15 protein-coding genes and 1 pseudogene are annotated in these 16,251 nt (G+C 66.1%); 8 read left to right on the top strand and 8 right to left on the bottom strand.

The features are described 5' to 3' along the window. Window positions 1-69: 69 nt before the first annotated feature. The 3 genes from ACHQ4I_RS07900 to ACHQ4I_RS07890 all read right to left on the bottom strand — a co-directional run bounded on the left by ACHQ4I_RS07900 (window position 70) and on the right by ACHQ4I_RS07890 (window position 2,262). Window positions 70-438 (bottom strand): hypothetical protein, encoded by a 369-nt coding sequence (locus ACHQ4I_RS07900; protein ID WP_420771031.1) that lies wholly within the window; start codon window positions 436-438, stop codon window positions 70-72. 688 nt (window positions 439-1,126) lie between these two features. Beyond that, on the bottom strand, window positions 1,127-1,438 hold the full coding sequence (locus ACHQ4I_RS07895; protein ID WP_420771030.1) for an MFS transporter: 312 nt from the start codon (window positions 1,436-1,438) through the stop codon (window positions 1,127-1,129). Further along, on the bottom strand, window positions 1,396-2,262 hold the full coding sequence (locus tag ACHQ4I_RS07890) for an MFS transporter (RefSeq protein WP_420771029.1): 867 nt from the start codon (window positions 2,260-2,262) through the stop codon (window positions 1,396-1,398). Before ACHQ4I_RS07890 ends, ACHQ4I_RS07895 begins: the two co-directional genes overlap by 43 nt. A gap of 11 nt (window positions 2,263-2,273) precedes the next feature. On the opposite strand from ACHQ4I_RS07890, the gene ACHQ4I_RS07885 reads away from it, so the two are divergent. After that, window positions 2,274-2,642: a winged helix-turn-helix transcriptional regulator gene (locus ACHQ4I_RS07885; RefSeq protein ID WP_420771028.1), complete on the top strand. Its 369-nt coding sequence runs from the start codon at window positions 2,274-2,276 to the stop codon at window positions 2,640-2,642. 52 nt (window positions 2,643-2,694) lie between these two features. On the opposite strand, the gene ACHQ4I_RS07880 is transcribed toward ACHQ4I_RS07885, so the two are convergent. Further along, on the bottom strand, window positions 2,695-3,123 hold the full coding sequence (locus tag ACHQ4I_RS07880; RefSeq protein WP_420771027.1) for a VOC family protein: 429 nt from the start codon (window positions 3,121-3,123) through the stop codon (window positions 2,695-2,697). A 56-nt stretch (window positions 3,124-3,179) separates the two neighbouring features. Between ACHQ4I_RS07880 and ACHQ4I_RS07875 the strand changes: the two genes are divergently transcribed. Further along, a complete protein-coding gene (locus ACHQ4I_RS07875) occupies window positions 3,180-4,019 on the top strand; it encodes a helix-turn-helix domain-containing protein (RefSeq protein WP_420771026.1) in 840 nt (279 codons plus the stop codon). Between the two features lie 126 nt (window positions 4,020-4,145). Then, a pseudogene (locus tag ACHQ4I_RS07870) lies at window positions 4,146-5,348 on the top strand (IS3 family transposase). A gap of 106 nt (window positions 5,349-5,454) precedes the next feature. Here the strand turns inward: ACHQ4I_RS07870 and ACHQ4I_RS07865 are convergent. The 3 genes from ACHQ4I_RS07865 to ACHQ4I_RS07855 are packed head-to-tail and all read right to left on the bottom strand — an operon-like array spanning window position 5,455 to window position 8,744. Continuing rightward, entirely contained in the window at window positions 5,455-5,802 is a 348-nt protein-coding gene (locus ACHQ4I_RS07865; protein WP_420771025.1) for a YnfA family protein, read from the bottom strand. Beyond that, on the bottom strand, window positions 5,754-5,936 hold the full coding sequence (locus ACHQ4I_RS07860; RefSeq protein ID WP_420771127.1) for a hypothetical protein: 183 nt from the start codon (window positions 5,934-5,936) through the stop codon (window positions 5,754-5,756). Before ACHQ4I_RS07860 ends, ACHQ4I_RS07865 begins: the two co-directional genes overlap by 49 nt. Before the next feature lie 18 nt (window positions 5,937-5,954). Further along, window positions 5,955-8,744, bottom strand: a complete 2,790-nt coding sequence (locus ACHQ4I_RS07855; RefSeq protein WP_420771024.1) for an ATP-binding protein — start codon at window positions 8,742-8,744, stop codon at window positions 5,955-5,957. A 151-nt stretch (window positions 8,745-8,895) separates the two neighbouring features. On the opposite strand from ACHQ4I_RS07855, the gene ACHQ4I_RS07850 reads away from it, so the two are divergent. The 5 genes from ACHQ4I_RS07850 to ACHQ4I_RS07830 all read left to right on the top strand — a co-directional run bounded on the left by ACHQ4I_RS07850 (window position 8,896) and on the right by ACHQ4I_RS07830 (window position 14,136). Further along, window positions 8,896-9,720 carry an alpha/beta fold hydrolase gene (locus ACHQ4I_RS07850; RefSeq protein WP_420771023.1) on the top strand — a complete coding sequence of 275 codons (825 nt, stop codon included), beginning with the start codon at window positions 8,896-8,898 and terminating at the stop codon, window positions 9,718-9,720. A gap of 64 nt (window positions 9,721-9,784) precedes the next feature. After that, window positions 9,785-10,585 (top strand): alpha/beta fold hydrolase, encoded by an 801-nt coding sequence (locus ACHQ4I_RS07845; protein WP_420771022.1) that lies wholly within the window; start codon window positions 9,785-9,787, stop codon window positions 10,583-10,585. A gap of 171 nt (window positions 10,586-10,756) precedes the next feature. Continuing rightward, entirely contained in the window at window positions 10,757-12,178 is a 1,422-nt protein-coding gene (locus tag ACHQ4I_RS07840; RefSeq protein WP_420771021.1) for an FAD-dependent oxidoreductase, read from the top strand. Continuing rightward, entirely contained in the window at window positions 12,178-12,993 is an 816-nt protein-coding gene (locus ACHQ4I_RS07835) for an alpha/beta fold hydrolase (RefSeq protein ID WP_420771020.1), read from the top strand. Before ACHQ4I_RS07840 ends, ACHQ4I_RS07835 begins: the two co-directional genes overlap by 1 nt. A 363-nt stretch (window positions 12,994-13,356) precedes the next feature. Further along, the gene (locus ACHQ4I_RS07830; protein ID WP_420771019.1) at window positions 13,357-14,136 is read left to right on the top strand and encodes an alpha/beta fold hydrolase; all 780 of its coding nucleotides are present in this window, start codon (window positions 13,357-13,359) and stop codon (window positions 14,134-14,136) included. A gap of 22 nt (window positions 14,137-14,158) precedes the next feature. On the opposite strand, the gene ACHQ4I_RS07825 is transcribed toward ACHQ4I_RS07830, so the two are convergent. Then, complete coding sequence (locus tag ACHQ4I_RS07825) at window positions 14,159-16,159, bottom strand: ATP-binding protein (protein ID WP_420771018.1); 2,001 nt, start codon at window positions 16,157-16,159, stop codon at window positions 14,159-14,161. Window positions 16,160-16,251: the final 92 nt, after the last annotated feature.

Raw genomic sequence — 16,251 nt, 5'->3', positions numbered from 1 at the left:
GCCGCGCCGATCATCAAACCCGTTGTCCCAGCGGCTGAATAAGCCTTCTTGTATGCGTTCCCGAGGCACTCACACCTGTCCGACAATCCGGCAACCCTCGCCCGACTCTTCCGACAAGGCCGGAAGGGGCGTCTCGGGCGCCGTGACAGGCCCGGTCCATGTCGCACAGAGCCAGCGCTGACGGCCCATCGAACTGTCCAGTACCAGGTGGTCGACAGTCCGGCCGCCGTCGAGGTCGGCGAGGGGAATCGGGGCCACCGCCTGACAGTCCCGGCCGGTGACCCGCCAGGTCCCGTCCGGCATCTGGTCCCCGCTCGCGCTGGCGCACTTGAACGAGGGCACCAGGCCGGAGCTGTCAGCCGAAGCCAAGGGGGCCACCCCCAGGGTCAGGCCGTACGAAAGTGCGAAAACAGCGAGACCGCGATGCGGGGAAAACATGAAGAAACCTCCATGGAAAGATCCGCATGCGGCGGGCTTGCCGCATGCCGAGAATTCTCTCCCACCTCACGGGGATCGGGCGGCATTGAGGTGTAGGTGATTTCATGTCGGCGTGACCGATGAGGGCGGCTACGGCCGGTTTGGTGTGCGCACCGTGCCCATCCCGCGACCCAATCCCCGCTCTATAGCAGATAGTTTCCCGAGTCGCCCCGTCGCGGAAGTAGGCGACGGTCTTTCCTCGGGCCTGCACCGTCGTTTCAGCGGCGTCCCAGCTGCTACGCGGCCTGTACATAGGATTTCGTCAAGGGTTCGGTATCGGTCATTTCGATCGCAACGGGGCTGCCGGTATTCACCCAGATCCTCCGATCAGCGAGTTCGGCGTCCGCCATGCAGGTCAGCGACCTCACGACAGCTTGGATGCGGTGTACACGTTCATCCCAGGCCGCGTTGACGGGTGCTATCCCACACCTCAAAGAGCGATGCTCCGTCATTGAGGTGCGGGATAGCCGCCGATGCCGGCGCCGCCGCAAGTCACCACCGCCACCCGGCCGTCAAATCTGGTCATCGTTCCAGCGCGCCCTATTCATCGCCGGAGCCGACAACGTAAATGAACTCGAGGGCTACGAAGCCGCGAGCCGAACGTGTGACCTTCCAGTTTGCGGAGCGGGGTCGCCGAGGTTGAGGGTTGTCACGCGGTCACCTCGCTGGCAACGGCGCCCGGCGTGGCGTGCGCATCGACATCGGTTCCGAGCCGGGCAGTGCGCCCAGGGATCGCGACCGCCGCGATGATGCCGACTGCGGAGAACGCAGCACCCAACCATACGGCGTTTTTGAAGTGGTCGATGAATGTGCTGGGAGACGCGTACACGCCGGTGTGAGCAAAGACCGTCGCCAGGATCGCAATGCCGAATACGCCACCGATTTCGCGCAGGGCGCTGTTGGTGCCCGAGGCGATTCCTACCTCGGTCGGCGGGACAGATCCGACGACGGCGTTAGCCACGGTAGGGAAGCACAGAGAAATTCCCACACCCGCGACCCCAGTGCCGCCGCGAGCCAGGTGTAGCTCATACCCGGCTCGGCGATAGCGGCGATCCAACCCAGCCCTACGGCTTGCAACGTCAACCCGATGATCATTAGCGGTCGGTTGCCGACCCGGTCGGCCAGCGCGCCGGCAATGGGAGCGACCAACATCGGCGCGCCGGTCCACGGCAAGGTACGCAAGCCCGCTGCGAGCGGCGAAGATACGAGCGCGATCTGCAAGAACTGCATCATCAGGAACAGCACGCCGAACAACGACGCGTACTTGAAGAAGCTGATGCCGTTCGCTGCGTTGAATCCGCGCGAGCGGAACAGCTGTGACGAAAGCATCGGTGAAGCGGTTTGCCGTTCCCATGCGAGGAATGCTGCGACGAGCACACCACCGAGCACGAGCGCAGTGATGGTTTCGGCGGCACCCCAGCCAATGCTGTTGGCGCGTACCAAGCCCCAGGTGATGCCAAAGAATCCAGCACCCGCGAGCAGCAGACCGACGACGTCGAGTTGCGATCGTGGACCGAAGCTTTCGGTCAAACGAGACATCGACAGAGGAATCAACGTTAGACCCACCGGCACATTGAGCCAGAAGATCCAATGCCAGCTGATACCGCCGACGATGGCACCACCAACGACCGGCCCCATCGCGACGGCCAACCCAGTAATCCCGCCCCACAACCCTATGGCGGCGCCACGCTTTTCGGCCGGGAATGCCTCGCTGATCAACGTGAGCGTCATCGGCATGACGATCGCCGCCGCCGCACCTTGCGCGCCGCGAACCGCAATGAGCACTCCGACGAGCGTTGTTCGGGGGCGTTACGCGCTACAACGATTTCCGCACGAGCCTCGGCATCGCCACGAACATTCTCAAGAGTCGGCTCGACGGTCTCGTCGACGCCGGGATCATGGCGCGCAAATACTCCGAAAGTCCCGACCTGTTCGAATACCTGCTGACCGACAAGGGGCGCGAACTGGTACCCGTCATCCTGACGCTTACCCAGTGGGGCGACCGGTGGGCAGCACCGGACGGCCCACCGATCCTCTACTCCCACACCGTCTGCGGCGGCGCCATCAGCCAGCACACCATCTGCGCCAACTGCGGTGAGGTGCACGACGCGACGCAATTCCAGGCCCGACCTGGGCCCGGCATGCCCGCGGACCGGCTGGGCTAGGCTCCTGCAGCCGCAATGTTCGGCCTGGTTGGTGTGATGCTGGGTTCAGCCTTCAGCCGAATAGCTGAGCGGCGGCGGCCACTACCTCGTCATGGGGCACGTCCCGGAGATGCTGACCGATATTCCAGCGGTGCCCGAACGGGTCATCGACTTGGCCGTGCAGCTCGCCCCAGAACATCTTCTGCAGCGGCCTCCGGACTTCGGCGCCCGCCGCAATCGCCTGCGCGAACGCGGCCTCCGCATCGGCTACCTCGACGGCGAGTACCACCGCAGTACCGCCGATCGACGACGGCGCGAGCACGCCCATCTCGGGAAATTCGTCTGCCAGGTGCAGTAGTCCGTCCCCGATGCTGAGCACGACCGACATCAGGCGCCCGTCGGGTGTCGGAATTCGGCTGATCTCCTTGGCGCCGAAGGCATCACTGTAGAAGGCGGCGGCGCGGTCGGCGCCCGCCACGACAATATGTGGAGTAATCGACATGGACCGACCGTAGGGCGCCCGGAATACTCCGGTCTTGAACGTTATTGATGTCTGACATGAGCACATCGGCCGCCGAACAGGTACGAATGTGGCGCCCACCGGGGGATGATCGCATCCTGCTCATCGCGGGCCGGACGACCAACTATGCGGTCGAGCCCCGCGGGGAGTACGTCTTCGGCGTCGTCACCGAACACTCGATGCGGTCGCGCCGCGGAACTGACCGACAGATAGTCAACCCGGGCCAACTGGTCGCCTGGGACCCCTCGCACGCACATTCCGGCACCTCGGTCACCGAACGGCCGTGGTCATCACGCCTCATGATCGTCGAAATAGCCGATCTGGCGAATCTCGCAGGCGACCAGGACACCCTGGCCGACGCCGCCTTCCCCGTCCCCATCCTGTCCGACCCCGAACTCGCTGCCGAGTTCGTCCGCCTGCACACCGCACTTGACATATCGACCACCCGGCTCGAACGCGATGAGCGGCTAACGGTATGGCTACATACCATCATCCGTCGCTACTCGGCAGCACACTTGTCACCACCAGCCAACGACATTCACAACGACCGCCCGTTCCGGCTGGCCTGTGACTACCTCGGCGACAACCCCCACCGCAATGTCGGCCTCGACGAACTAGCCCAGGCCACAGGCGTCGACAAGTTCCGCCTGATCCGCGTATTCCGCGAACGCACCGGCCTCACCCCCCACGCCATCCACCTCGCCCACCGCATCCGCGCCGCCCGCCGACTCCTCGAATCCGGCCACACCCCCGCCGAAACAGCCACCGCCACCGGCTTCGCCGACCAAAGCCACCTACACCGCCACTTCAAACGCAACACGGGCATGACCCCCGGCGAGCACCAACGGCGGTTTGCGGCCAGTCGCGCCAACCGCTAGGTCTAAAACTGACGAAGATTGTTGACAGTTTGGGCTCCTGATGAGAGAGAGTCCTTGTGACGGAATGTATAGGGGGTCGAGACTGAATCCGCCCGGTGAGTCCGGGGATTTCATCTTCTGTGAAGGATGGAGTCTTGTCGTCGAGGAAGAAGTACCCCTGCCGAGCTGCGTGAGCGGGCCGTGCGGATGTTCGTGGAGATCCGTGATCAGCACGAGTCGGAGTGGGCCGCGATGAAGGCGGTCGCCGACCTGCTGGGTGTGGGGACGCCGGACGGTCCGCAAGTGGATCCGGCAGGGCCAGATCGACACCGGTGCCCAGCCGGGCATCATCAGCGAGGAGTCCGCGGAGCTGAAGCGGCTGCGGCGGGAGAACGCAGAACTCAAGCGTGCCAACGCAATTCTAAAATCGGTTTCGATTTTCTTTGCGGCCGAACTGGACCGGCCACAGCGCTGACGGTCAGATACATCAGCGAACACCGGGGCCATCGTGACAACGGTGGCCTGCGATGGGGTGTCGAGTTGATCTGCGCTGTGCTCGCCGAGCTCGGCGTAAAGATCGCCCCATCGACCTATTACGAACACCGCAACCGAACCCCGACCACACGGGAGAACCGAGACGAGGAACTGATCGTGGAAATCCGGCGTGTGCATGCCGAGAACTTCGGCGTGTATGGCGCGAGAAAAGGTGTGGCTGCAACTGAATCGGGAAGGCATCGCAGTGGCCCGCTGCACCGTCGAACGACTCATGCGGCAGGCCGGGCTGCGTGGTGCGGTGCGCGGACAAATCAAACGCACCACCATCGCAGATCCCGCCACGGAACGGCCGAAGGACCTGGTCCAACGCAGATTCGCGCCGTCCGCGCCGAATCGTTTGTGGGTGGCGGACATAACTTACGTCCGGACGTGGTCGGGGTGGGTGTATGTCGCTTTCGTCGTCGATGCCTACGCGCGACGGATCATCGGATGGCGCACCGCCAGCTCGATGACCACCTCGCTTGTCCTCGATGCCATTGAGCAGGCCCTTTGGACCCGTGAGCGGCAGGGCTGGAACGTGAAAGATGTTGTCCACCACAATGATCGAGGATCCCAATTCACCTATGACAACGCCCTCGCCGAGACGATAACGGCCTGTTCAAGACCGAACTGATCAAGCCCCGCGCCCCATGGCGCACCGTCGATCAGGTCGAATTGGCCACCGCCGAAGGGGTGGACTGGTTCAACCATCGACGGCTCTACCAGCATTGCGGGGACATGCCACCCGCCGAGATGGAGACCGCCTACTACGCTCAACAACCAGCTCGGCAACCCGCCGAGCTGTCACACCAATAAGTCTCCGGACTCACCGGGCGGATTCATATTTGCAGCTCAGTGGCTTTCGCGCAGACTGTGACAGATCACGACACGAGTGGCGCAGCAGTCGCCAGCCGGGTCGAGGTCAGACGGGGCGTGGTGCGTACATGATGACCGCGACGCCGATCAGGCAGATCATGGCGCCGGTGAGGTCCCAGCGGTCGGGCCGGAAGCCGTCCAGGGCCATGCCCCACAGCAGTGCCCCGGCGACGAAGACGCCGCCGTAGGCGGCGAGGATCCGACCGAAGTGGGCATCGGGCTGCAGAGTCGCGACGAAGCCGTAGATGCCCAAGGCGATGATACCGGCGCCGATCCAGGCCCAGCCGCGGTGCTCACGCACCCCTTGCCATACCAGCCAGGCCCCGCCGATCTCGGCGACGGCGGCTAGGACGAACAACAGAATCGAACCCCGCCGGTTTCGCTGCCCGCGCATCCGGTGCGGCTGGCGCGGGTGCGCGACCTGATCAGCCCGACGACGCCGATGCCGATGAGGGCGAAGCCGACCGGTTCGAGCCACGACAGGCTCACCAGGACAGCGCCGCCGCCGAGCGCTCCGGCCGCGATCAACCTTGTCGAAGTGATCCGCTACGTGCCGTGTCCCTCGAGTGCTTCGGCGAGCTCGATCCGGCTGGTGATGCCGAGGCGGGGGTAGATGCGATACAGGTGGGAACCGATGGTTCGGTGCGAGAGGTAGAGTTTCTCGGCGATCTGGCGGTTGGTGAGTCCGGCGGCGGCGAGGGTGGCGATCTGCAGTTCTTGTGGGGTGAGCCGGTCGCCGGCATTGAGGGTCCGGCGACTGCTCGTTTCACCGGCCGCGCGCAGTTCGCTGCGCGCGGCTTCGGCCCACGGGTCCGCACCGAGTGCGTCGAAGGTGTCGCGAGCCGCGCGAAGCGGTTCGCGGGCCTCCGACATTCGGCGCTGGCGGCGCAACCGACGGCCGTGGTGCAGCTGCAGCCGGGCGCGGTAGAGGGGCCAGGTGCCGACGTGGCTGTTGAGTGCTTCGGTATAGGCGGCGTCTCCGTCGGCGTCGTCGGCGAGAACCGCACGGCTGTACTCGTCGACGACGCTGAGCATCGGGGCGGGTAGCTGCTTCGCCAAGCCCGGCAGGTCGGCCAGCAATTGCCGTGCCGCGTCGATCTTTTCCGCGGCGACGGCGGCGTCGGCGAGTTCAGGGGCGATCCACCAGCGTCGCATCGGGTGGCTGACCGGGTCGGCCGGGTCGAAGACGCGCTGCAGGGCCGTGTAGGCATCCTCGGCGCGGCCCGCCAAAAGGTGGATCATGCCACGGGTTTGCTGGGCGGTGACCTGGATGCACCGCATGCCGGTGGCCAGCGGGCTGGCGCTGATCTCGCGCAGATGACCCTCGGCGAGTTCGGATTCGCCGCGCAGCGCGGCGATCATGGCCAGATTGGTGCGCCCGGCGACGAGATAGAACTCCTCGCCGGTTTCCTCGGCAAACGACCGGGACTCCTCGGTTTCGGCGCGGACCTTGTCCCATTCGCCGAGCCAGATGCGGCTCCAGTTGCCTGCACCGAGTATGCCCGCGAGCAGTCCGAGTCGGCCTTGTTTGCGTCCGATACCGGCGGCGGCGTCGATGTAGCTGGAGCCGCGGCGGAAGTCGCCGAGGAAGAGTGCGGCGTAGCCGAGGTAGCGCATGGCATCGGCATCCGACCGGTCCGGGGTGCGGCGTGCGAGCTGGTCGAGCACCGCGGGGCCGCGGTCCCAGGGCAGGGTGTAGGCGTCGATGGCGAGTTGACGGGGGTCGTGCGCAGGTAGGCCGAGGACGTCGAGTTGGGTGGCGATGGCCGCGCGGGCCTCGGGCGAGGCGTCCTGGAAGAAGCAGCGGGAGGCGGCTCGCCACAGCAGCTCGGCCGCGAGGTCGGTGTTGCCAGCGCCGTGTACCGCGGCGGCGATGTCGACCAGTTCGAGTATCCGATTTTCGGGGTCGTATCGGCCGAATGCGATGACTTCCTGGACGGTGGCGAGCCGCGCTTGTTCGGTCGGTCCCAACGTGCCCGGATTCGCGCGGTCGACGAGGTCCTGGGCTTCGCGTCGGGCACCGGTCTCGCTGGCCAGTTCCGCGGCGTAGAGCAGCAGTGTGCTGGTCCGGTCGGGCCGCTCGGCGAGTTCGGCCGCTCGGTGCAGCGCGGTGGCAGCGGTCATGAGCGCGCCGCGGGCCCGGGAACGTTCGGCATACTGCTCGAGCTGCTCGGCAAGCGCGTCGTCTGCTCCGAGAGTCGCTGCGGCTCGATGCCAGAGTTGCTTGTCGGGGAAGTCGGCGAGTACGGCGGCCAGGCAGGTGTGGGCGCCGAGTCGCTGGGCGAGCGGCGCGCGGGCGTAGATGGCCGTACGCATCATGGGGTGCCGGAATCGCATTCCAGCGCCGGACAATTCGACCAGACCGATATCGAGCGCCTCCTGCAGGTGTGTGGTGGTGACCGGAGTTCCTGCGAGCTCGGTGGCCGCGCGCAACAGGCGTCCGGAGTCGCAGGTGACGTCCGCGGCGAGGACCACGAGCAGCGTGCGAGCTGGATCGCTGAGTTCGGCGGATCTGGCAGCGAAGGCGGCTTCGAGGCGGGTGGTGAGTGGGAACTCCTCGACCACCCCCTCGGTGGCGGTCTGCCGTAGTGCTCGCGGAAGTTCGGTCAGCGCCAACGGGTTCCCGGAGGCCTGTGCAAGCAGACGCTGACGCACCGTGGTTGTCAGCGTCGGCGCCCGCGCCTCGAGCAACGCTGCGGCGGCGTGCTCGTCGAGCGGTTCGACGACGAGTTCGGGTAGCCCCGCCCGATCCGCTGGATCGCCGTGCCTGGCACGGGTGGCGGCCAGGGCGAAGACCGCGTCCGTACCGATCCTGCGGGCTAGGAAACTCAGCGCGTCGGCACTGACGGGGTCGAGCCAGTGCAGGTCGTCGACGATCAGGACGATGGGCCGCTGCGCTGCGGCCTCGCCGACCAGTTGCAACGCAGCCAATGCCACTGTGTACAGATCCGGCGAGCCGTCCTCCTGCCCGAACGCCGCGCGCAGTGTGCGCTGTTGCGCCAGTGGCAGTTTCGCGGTCTCCGGCAAGAGTGGATGCAGCAGCTGATGGAGCGCGGCGAAGGGCAGGCTCGCCTCGTTCTCGACGCCGACTGCCGACAGGACGGTCATTCCCCGTTCGACCGCCGAGTCCCGTGCCGCGGCCAGTAGCGTCGACTTTCCGATTCCCGCTTCTCCACGCAGCACCAGCGCGGACCCGTTGCCCGCACCGGCCCGGTCGAGCAGATCGGCCAGCAGTGTCAGGTACTGCTCGCGGCCGACCAGCCCTTGCGCACCTGTGGGCGTGGTTGCCAGGACATCGCCGGAGAAGAATACCGGTCCCGAAATCTCACTGCCCACCCGTGCAGCGTCGCAGATGGTCTGCGGTTCCACAACGTGGACAACCCGCTGACTGAGTCATCGGGTCGGGGTGACCGAGTCATCGATGCAGTCGCCGGTGCAGTCGTTCGACTGATTCGGCAGCGGTACCCGGATTCGTAATTTTATCGGCATGACATCGACATTTACCACCTCAGACGGCGCCGAGATCTTCTTCAAGGACTGGGGCACCGGACAGCCCGTCGTCTTCAGCCATGGCTGGCCGCTGAACGCCGACGCCTGGGACGACCAGGCTCGCCTGGTCGCCGAAAACGGCTTCCGCGCCATTGCGCACGATCGTCGCGGCCACGGCCGGTCCAGCCAGACCTGGGACGGCAACACCATGAACCGCTACGCCGACGATCTCGCCGAACTGATCGAAGGGCTGGACCTGCGCGATGCCGTTCTCGTCGGACATTCCACCGGCGGCGGCGAGGTGGCCCGCTACCTGAGCAGGCACGGCAGCTCCCGCGTCGCGAAGGCGGTCCTGCTCGGAGCGGTTCCCCCGATCATGGTCAAGTCCGCCACCAACCCGGAGGGCACCTCGATCGACGTGTTCGATGCGATCCGTTCGGGCGTCGAGAAAGACCGCTCCCAATTCTATTGGGACCTGAGCGAGACCTTCTACGGCTTCAACCGGCCGGGCGCGACCACGTCGGAGGGCGCCCGCCGCGCGTTCTGGCGACTGAGCATGCAGGCCGGGATCCGGGCCGCCTACGAATGCATCACCCAGTTCTCGGAGACCGACTTCACCGAGGACCTGCGGCGCATCGACGTGCCGGTGCTCGTCGCCCACGGCGACGACGACCAGATCGTTCCGCTGCACGACTCGGCGATCAAGTCGGCCGAGCTGATCAACAATTCGACCCTTCGCGTCTATCCCGGTGCGCCGCATGGGCTGTACGGCGAGTTCCGTGCCGCGTTCGAAGCCGACCTGCTGGCCTTTCTCGGGCGCTGAGTTCACCGCTGGATACCGCCGCCATACCTCCCCGAGACAACTCTCGATCACCGAAGGAAACGTCATGCGATTCACCAATCTCGTCAAGCTCGCCGCCCTCGCATTCGGGCTCACCGCGACCATCGCCAGCACTGGCTGCGCCACCGCCGATCCGGGCCCCGGCCCGGCGAAGCCGACCATTGTTCTTGTTCATGGCGCGTTCGCCGAGTCCGCCAGCTGGAACGGTGTGATCGACCGGCTCGACCAGCAGGGGCTGACCACGATCGCGGTGGGCAACCCGCTGCGCAGCGTCCAAGGCGACGCTGACGCAGTCCGCGGCGTGGTGTCCGCCATCGACGGCTCCGTCATCCTGGTCGGGCACTCGTACGGCGGCCAGGTCATCTCGCAGATCCACGATCCGAAGGTCAAGGGGCTGGTGTACGTCGCCGCCTTCGCCCCGGAGAAAGGCGAGACCATCGGCGAACTCTCCGGCAAATTCCCGGGTAGCACCCTCGGTGAGACGCTGAACAAGGTCACGCTGCCCGACGGCAGCACCGACCTCTACATCCGGCCCGACAAGTACCAGCGTCAGTTCGCCGCCGACGTGTCTGCCGGACAAGCCGCACTCGATTCCCGCACCCAGCGCCCGCTCAACGACCGGGCACTGAACGGCGAGTCCGGCGAGCCCAATTGGAAGAGCCTGCCGTCGTGGTTCGTCTTCCCCGACGCCGACTACAACATCCCGGTCGCCGCACACCGGTTCATGGCCCAGCGCGCCGGAGCCCGCGCCACCGTCGAAATCCTGGGCGCCTCGCACGCGCTCACGGTTTCGCAGCCCGACGCCGTGGCGAAGGTCATCGTCGACGCCGTCAACTCTGTCTCCTGACCTCCAGCGCCCGCCGTGCCGAGTCGGCATTCCGCTCGGCTCAGCGGGCGCTGTGGCAAGTGAGCACCTTTTGGTCTGGCAACTGAGCTCCACCCGAGCCGAAAGTTGGCCGAGTCCGCAACGAGCAGTGACAAGGAACCAATCATGCGAATCACCACAGTAGGTCGAGCGATGAAGATAGCAGTTCTCGGCGGCGGTCCGACGGGTATGACGGCGGCGCTGCTGCTGGCGCGCGAAGGTCATCGGGTCACGGTGCTGGACAAGGACGCCGGCAGCCCGGGCAACGACGCCGAGGCTGCGTGGGATCAATGGCGGCGACCGGGCGTCACTCAGTTCCGGCACCCGCACATCATGTTGCCGGGGGCCTTCCAACTGCTCGTCCGCGAACTGCCCGATGCCATCGATGAGCTGATGGTTGTGGGTGCCAGGCCGCACAATATGCTCGGCGGTGCCTACGATCTGGACGCGATCGGTGGCCGACTGCCGGGCGACGAACGGTTCGATACCCTCGCCGCGCGCCGCCCGGTCATCGAGGAGGGACTCGGTAACGCCGCCGCGCGAACCGCCGGAGTCACCGTTCGCCGGGGCGCACCGGTCAGTGGATTGCTGTCCGACGGCGCATCGGCCGCCGGGGTTCCGCATGTCACCGGAGTGCTGACCGCTCACGGGGAGGCCATCCACGCGGATCTGGTCGTCGACGCCCTCGGCCGTAACTCACCGGTCAGCAAGATGCTGACCGATATCGGCGCTTCCGCGCCCGTTCAGGACAAGCACGAGACCGGCTTCCTGGCCTACAGTCGCTACTTCCGCTCCGCCGACGGCTCCATGCCCGCACAGGCGGCGTGGCCACTGGACCACCACGACAGCCTGTCGATGACCAGCGTCCCAGGTGATGCGGGGACCTGGTCGCTGGCGCTGTTCGTATCGGCCGGCGATCGCGCCATGCGAGCGCTGAGCGATCCAGAGGTCTGGCAACGGGTCGCGGCGCTGTATCCCAACATGGCGCACTGGGCTTCCTACGCGGACCCGATCACCGGAGTGCTCGCCATGTCCGGGATGGAGGCGCGGCATCGCCGATTCGTCGTCGATGGCAGGCCGGTGGCGACCGGTCTGCTGAGTATCGGAGATGCCTGGGCGACAACCAATCCCACCTTCGGCATGGGTATCACGATGGGTATGTCGCACGCGGCGCTGCTGCGCGATGTGCTGCGGGAGGTCGGCTCGACCGATCCCGAGAAACTCATCCTGCGGTTCGACGAGGTCACCGAGGCCACGCAGGGACCGGTTTACCACGCCACGGCCGCATGGGACCTGCACAGGCTCGCGCAAATCGACGGCGAAATCGCCGGTGTCCCTTATGAAACCGATGATCAGGACTGGGCTTTGCGGCAGGCGCTGGAAGCCGCGAAGCTGCAGGATCCGAATGTACTGCGGGCCTTCGGTGATGTCGGCTCATTGATCCGCACCCCGGATGAGGCGTTGGCCATTCCCGGACTGGTCGAGCGGATCGTCGAGCTCGGCGGTGGCGCCGCCCGCTACCCGGAGCCGGGCCCGTCGCGCGCGGAGCTGCTCGCTGTGATCGGAGCGAAGTGATGCGCATCGAGACCAACGGGATCGAACTGCAGGTACAGGTCAGCGGCACCGGACCGGATGTGCTGCTGGTACACGGCTATCCGGACACGCACGCCACCTGGCGATACCAGGTACCCGCACTGAACGCCGCCGGATACCGCACGATCGCACCCGATCTGCGCGGGTTCGGCGCCTCGGACAAACCGGTGGAGCTGGCGAAGTACGAGCTCGCTGAGTACGTCGGTGACTTGGTCGGTGTCCTCGATGAACTGGACGTCGAACGGGCGCACGTCGTCGGCCACGATTGGGGCGCATCGCTGGGCCAGCTGCTCGCAGGCAGCTTCCCGGAGCGGGTGGCCAGCCTCACCTGCCTGTCGGTCGGGCACCCCGCGGCGATCGTGGACGCCGGATTGGACCAGCGCGAAATGTCCTGGTACTTCTTGCTTTTCCAGTTCCAGGGGATCGCCGAACGCTGGCTCGCGCAAAACGACTTCGCCAACGCCCGGCAATGGCTGGCCACCCATCCGGACCTATACGAGGTCATCGAGCGGCTCCGCGACCCACGGGCGCTCAGCACCGGTCTCGGTTTGTATCGCACCGGAGCCGGGCCGCAGCTGCTGGTCGACCCGCCACAACTACCGCCTGTACTCGCACCGGTCATGGGGGTATGGAGCAGCGAAGACCGGTATCTGACCGAGCAGGCGATGCTCGGAACAGGGCAGCACGTCGGCGGATATTGGCGATACGAGCGGCTCGAGGGAATCGGCCACTGGATGCAACTGGAGGCGCCGGAAGCCGTCAACAAGCTGCTGCTCGACTTCCTGTCGGGGCAATAAGCCTTTCGGCGCCCCGAATACCCGAGTGGTCATTCGGGGCGCCGCCGGGTCGGTGAGTGAACAGCGATACCGAGGAGACCACCCGTGGAGGACGCGCTCGTGCTCGCGGAATCCCTGGCGGGCGCGGGACAGGTCGCAGTCCTCCTCGCGCACTATCACCGGCGTCGGCTTCCGCGAACCCACTGGATGCAGTCGAGAACCCACCGGCGGGACCGGACCAGGGGCATGGCACCGACGTTGCGCAATGCGGTAGTGCGCGTCGCGGCCGGCCGAATATATGAGCGCGACTATGCCCCGCTTCATGACCGACCGTAGCGGCCCGGCAGTTGTTGTGGTCCGGTCTATTTCGAAAGGAGAACTCGTGTGACCGTCGTATTCGTACACGGCGCCCCGGAGACTGCGGAGATCTGGGATGGTGTGCGTGCGCACATCGATTCCGACAGCGTGGCGCTGATGCTGCCCGGGTTCGGCCGTGGCAGGCCGGCTTCCTTCGGCGCCAGTAAGGACGAGTACGCCGAGTGGCTGGCGGCCGAGCTGCGGCGCATGCGCGGCCCCATCGACTTGGTCGGCCATGACGTCGGAGCTTTGCTGACCTATCGGGTAGTGACGAGACCTGATGTCACGCTGCGCAGTTGGGTGGCGGACATTGCGAGCAGCATGCATCCGGACTATGTCTGGCACGAACTGGCCAAGATCTGGCAGACCGCCGGTGCGGGCGAGGAGTTCGTCAGACAGGGCGTGGCCGCCGATGCCGACGCGCGGGGAAGTGTCGCGGCGAGCCTACGGTCGGCGGGTGCACCCGATCCCCATGCGATCCGGATGCAGCAGCGGTTCGACGCGGAAATGGGCAAGTCGCTCCTCGACTTCTACCGATCCGCGATCCCCAATCCCTATCGGGGCTGGGGGGATCAGCTGAAGCGATCCGACGTGCCCGGGCTGGTCATCAATCCGGTGGGTGATCAGTTCGACGACTACCTCCTTGCCGGAGAGGTCGCACGCCAATTCGGAGCGACGTTCTACCTCATGCCGGAGGCGGGGCACTGGTGGATGCTGGAGGACCCGGCCTCGGCCGCAGCGGCGCTGAACGACTTCTGGGAATCCCTGTTCCCTCAGGGCGGTAGCCACTGGCCGTTCCATCCGTGACGTACCTGAAGGGTCCGGTCGATCAGTGTCCGTTCAGCTCGCGATGCCACAGCAGATCGCTCATCCGCTCCACCGCGGTGGTCAGATGGCGGCGATAGGTGCTGAACGGCAACCCGAGGAGTTCGGCCGCGACCTCTTGGGTAGGAGCACCTTTGAAGTGAGCGATGGTGACCGCACGATGCAGCTTCTCGCCGCCGCGTTCGCCGAGCAGGGATTGCGCCGCGTCCGTGAGTACCTCTGCCAGGCCCGTGCCGCTGTCGAGGACCAGGCGGCTGCGGTTGAGTGGGTTGTCGGCCAGCGCTGCCGGTTGACGTAGCGCGCGCAGGGCATTGCGAATCGCCGCATCGAACTCGGGCCGGGACAGCACGACCAGCTCACCGCGTACACGAGCCGGTCGGTCGGCCATGGACGAACCCGACAGCATCGCCTCGGTCTTCTGCTGCAGCCACGGGCCTGGGGGCTGCGCGCGCCAATCATGAGCGAAAAGCGCGTACCGGTAATCCCCGACGGTCGGGGGAGAGTCAATGGGCATCATGTTGATGTCACCGAGGTGGTCGTCCCAGTAGCCGTCGTCGCGCATCACGACATACGACCAGGCGAGCCGTTCACCGCGGATCATTTCCCCGGTGGCCCGCCACTGGGCGAAAGTCGTTGAGGCCGAAGGGAGCTGATAGCAGTTCGCATCAATGGTGAAGCGTGCCAACGCCATATAGTCACCCGAGCGCAAGGGCTCCGTGGCGCGGGCGTGGTTCCACGCCGCGGCGACGATCGGATCGATATCCAGCCCTTCGGGTTCGGACAGTTCGAGCCATGCCGAGAACGCGACGAGCTCTCCGGTATGTGTGGAGTGATACACGCGGAAGGCCGTGGGCTGGCGGTCCAGCCAGAAGGCGGCGATCGAGGCCGAATCCGGTCCTTCGGTCTGCCGGACCAGTTGCAGCACCCGCTCACGCTGCGAATCGTGGTAGGGGCGGTCTTCGACGAGCCCGACCTCGCGCCAGACATTGAACTCCGACATCTGCCGGTCGGTGCGGTAGAGGAATATCAGCGCACCGGTCGCCTGGAGCAGCTGGGAAGCCGGCGTCGAGCGCAGTTGGGCCAGATGCAGTTCCCGCATCTGGTGATGCATTTCGGCGAACCCTTCCTGGTCGCGCCATTTCAGGTCCGCCTCGAGTGCTTCCCGGACCACATCGTGAGGGAACAACCCCATGGCGGTCGACTCGATGAACGGCTGCACGCGCAGCCACGCGAACAGTTCCGTGGCCTGATCGCCGAGCAGGGCGCGCAGCAGCGATTCGGAAGTGACGAAGGCATGGGCGCAGATTTCCAGCGCCCTGCGGTGCTCGGGGCTGGGTGTGTCGCCGACGAGCTGGTAGAGCAGGGTGGCGATGGTGTCCTGGGTCGGTTTCCAATTCGGCGTCACCACAGTGTCTTTCACCGCGACCGCGGCGGCGAGCGCAAGCGCGAGGGGATTGCCTCCGGTGAATCCGAGCAAGGCTTGCTGTGCGCTGGCGGGCACTCGGCGCGCGTGCAGGAACTCGGCGGCCTCACCCGGCGCGAGGTTGCGCAGGGCGGTGACCTGGAGCACCTCGGCCCATCCCGGATCGGACGTCCATACCGGATCGGGGGGCACTCGTCCGGCGATCACCGCGATCGTGCCGATCGGTAGCTGCGGCAGGAACCGTTCCCACAACCAACCTTCGAGACCTTGACATTTCTCGAAGGTATCGACGAGCAACACTGCCCCCGGCTCGTGCAGCGCGATCCCCGCGGCCTCGGTGAAGCCTTCCGGGGTAGGAGTCACCGTGCGGCTGTCCACTTCGACGACCGAGCGGCCCGCTCTTCCGGCCTCGCTCGCGAACCTTCTGAGCAGGGCAGACTTGCCGATGCCGCCGGGACCGTGCAGATAGTGGACCGGGCATGCACCCGCATCGCCTGCTGTCGCTGCCCGGAACCAGGCGAGCTCGGTCCTGCGCCCGACGAACGCCCGGTCACGCCCCGCGGCCAAGCTGTGCGCGAGCATGTCCTCTCCTCCGATCGTCGCGGCCATCCTATCGGCGATGCCCGCGGCGACGATTGTGCTGTTCAGGTGGTGCGGCTAGCGGGGAACGCGGC

Origin of the sequence: Nocardia nepalensis, from assembly GCF_048910785.1 — a bacterium.
Classification (GTDB): domain Bacteria; phylum Actinomycetota; class Actinomycetes; order Mycobacteriales; family Mycobacteriaceae; genus Nocardia; species Nocardia nepalensis.
This window is presented reverse-complemented; position numbering and strand designations above follow the sequence as displayed.

Coding starts and splice junctions, on each gene's coding strand:
- ACHQ4I_RS07900 (WP_420771031.1), bottom strand. CDS start 438: ATGTTTTCCCCGCATCGCGGTCTCGCTGTTTTCGCACTTTCGTACGGC.
- ACHQ4I_RS07880 (WP_420771027.1), bottom strand. CDS start 3,123: ATGTCGATTACTCCACATATTGTCGTGGCGGGCGCCGACCGCGCCGCC.
- ACHQ4I_RS07875 (WP_420771026.1), top strand. CDS start 3,180: ATGAGCACATCGGCCGCCGAACAGGTACGAATGTGGCGCCCACCGGGG.
- ACHQ4I_RS07865 (WP_420771025.1), bottom strand. CDS start 5,802: ATGCGCGGGCAGCGAAACCGGCGGGGTTCGATTCTGTTGTTCGTCCTA.
- ACHQ4I_RS07850 (WP_420771023.1), top strand. CDS start 8,896: ATGACATCGACATTTACCACCTCAGACGGCGCCGAGATCTTCTTCAAG.
- ACHQ4I_RS07845 (WP_420771022.1), top strand. CDS start 9,785: ATGCGATTCACCAATCTCGTCAAGCTCGCCGCCCTCGCATTCGGGCTC.
- ACHQ4I_RS07840 (WP_420771021.1), top strand. CDS start 10,757: ATGAAGATAGCAGTTCTCGGCGGCGGTCCGACGGGTATGACGGCGGCG.
- ACHQ4I_RS07835 (WP_420771020.1), top strand. CDS start 12,178: ATGCGCATCGAGACCAACGGGATCGAACTGCAGGTACAGGTCAGCGGC.
- ACHQ4I_RS07825 (WP_420771018.1), bottom strand. CDS start 16,159: ATGCTCGCGCACAGCTTGGCCGCGGGGCGTGACCGGGCGTTCGTCGGG.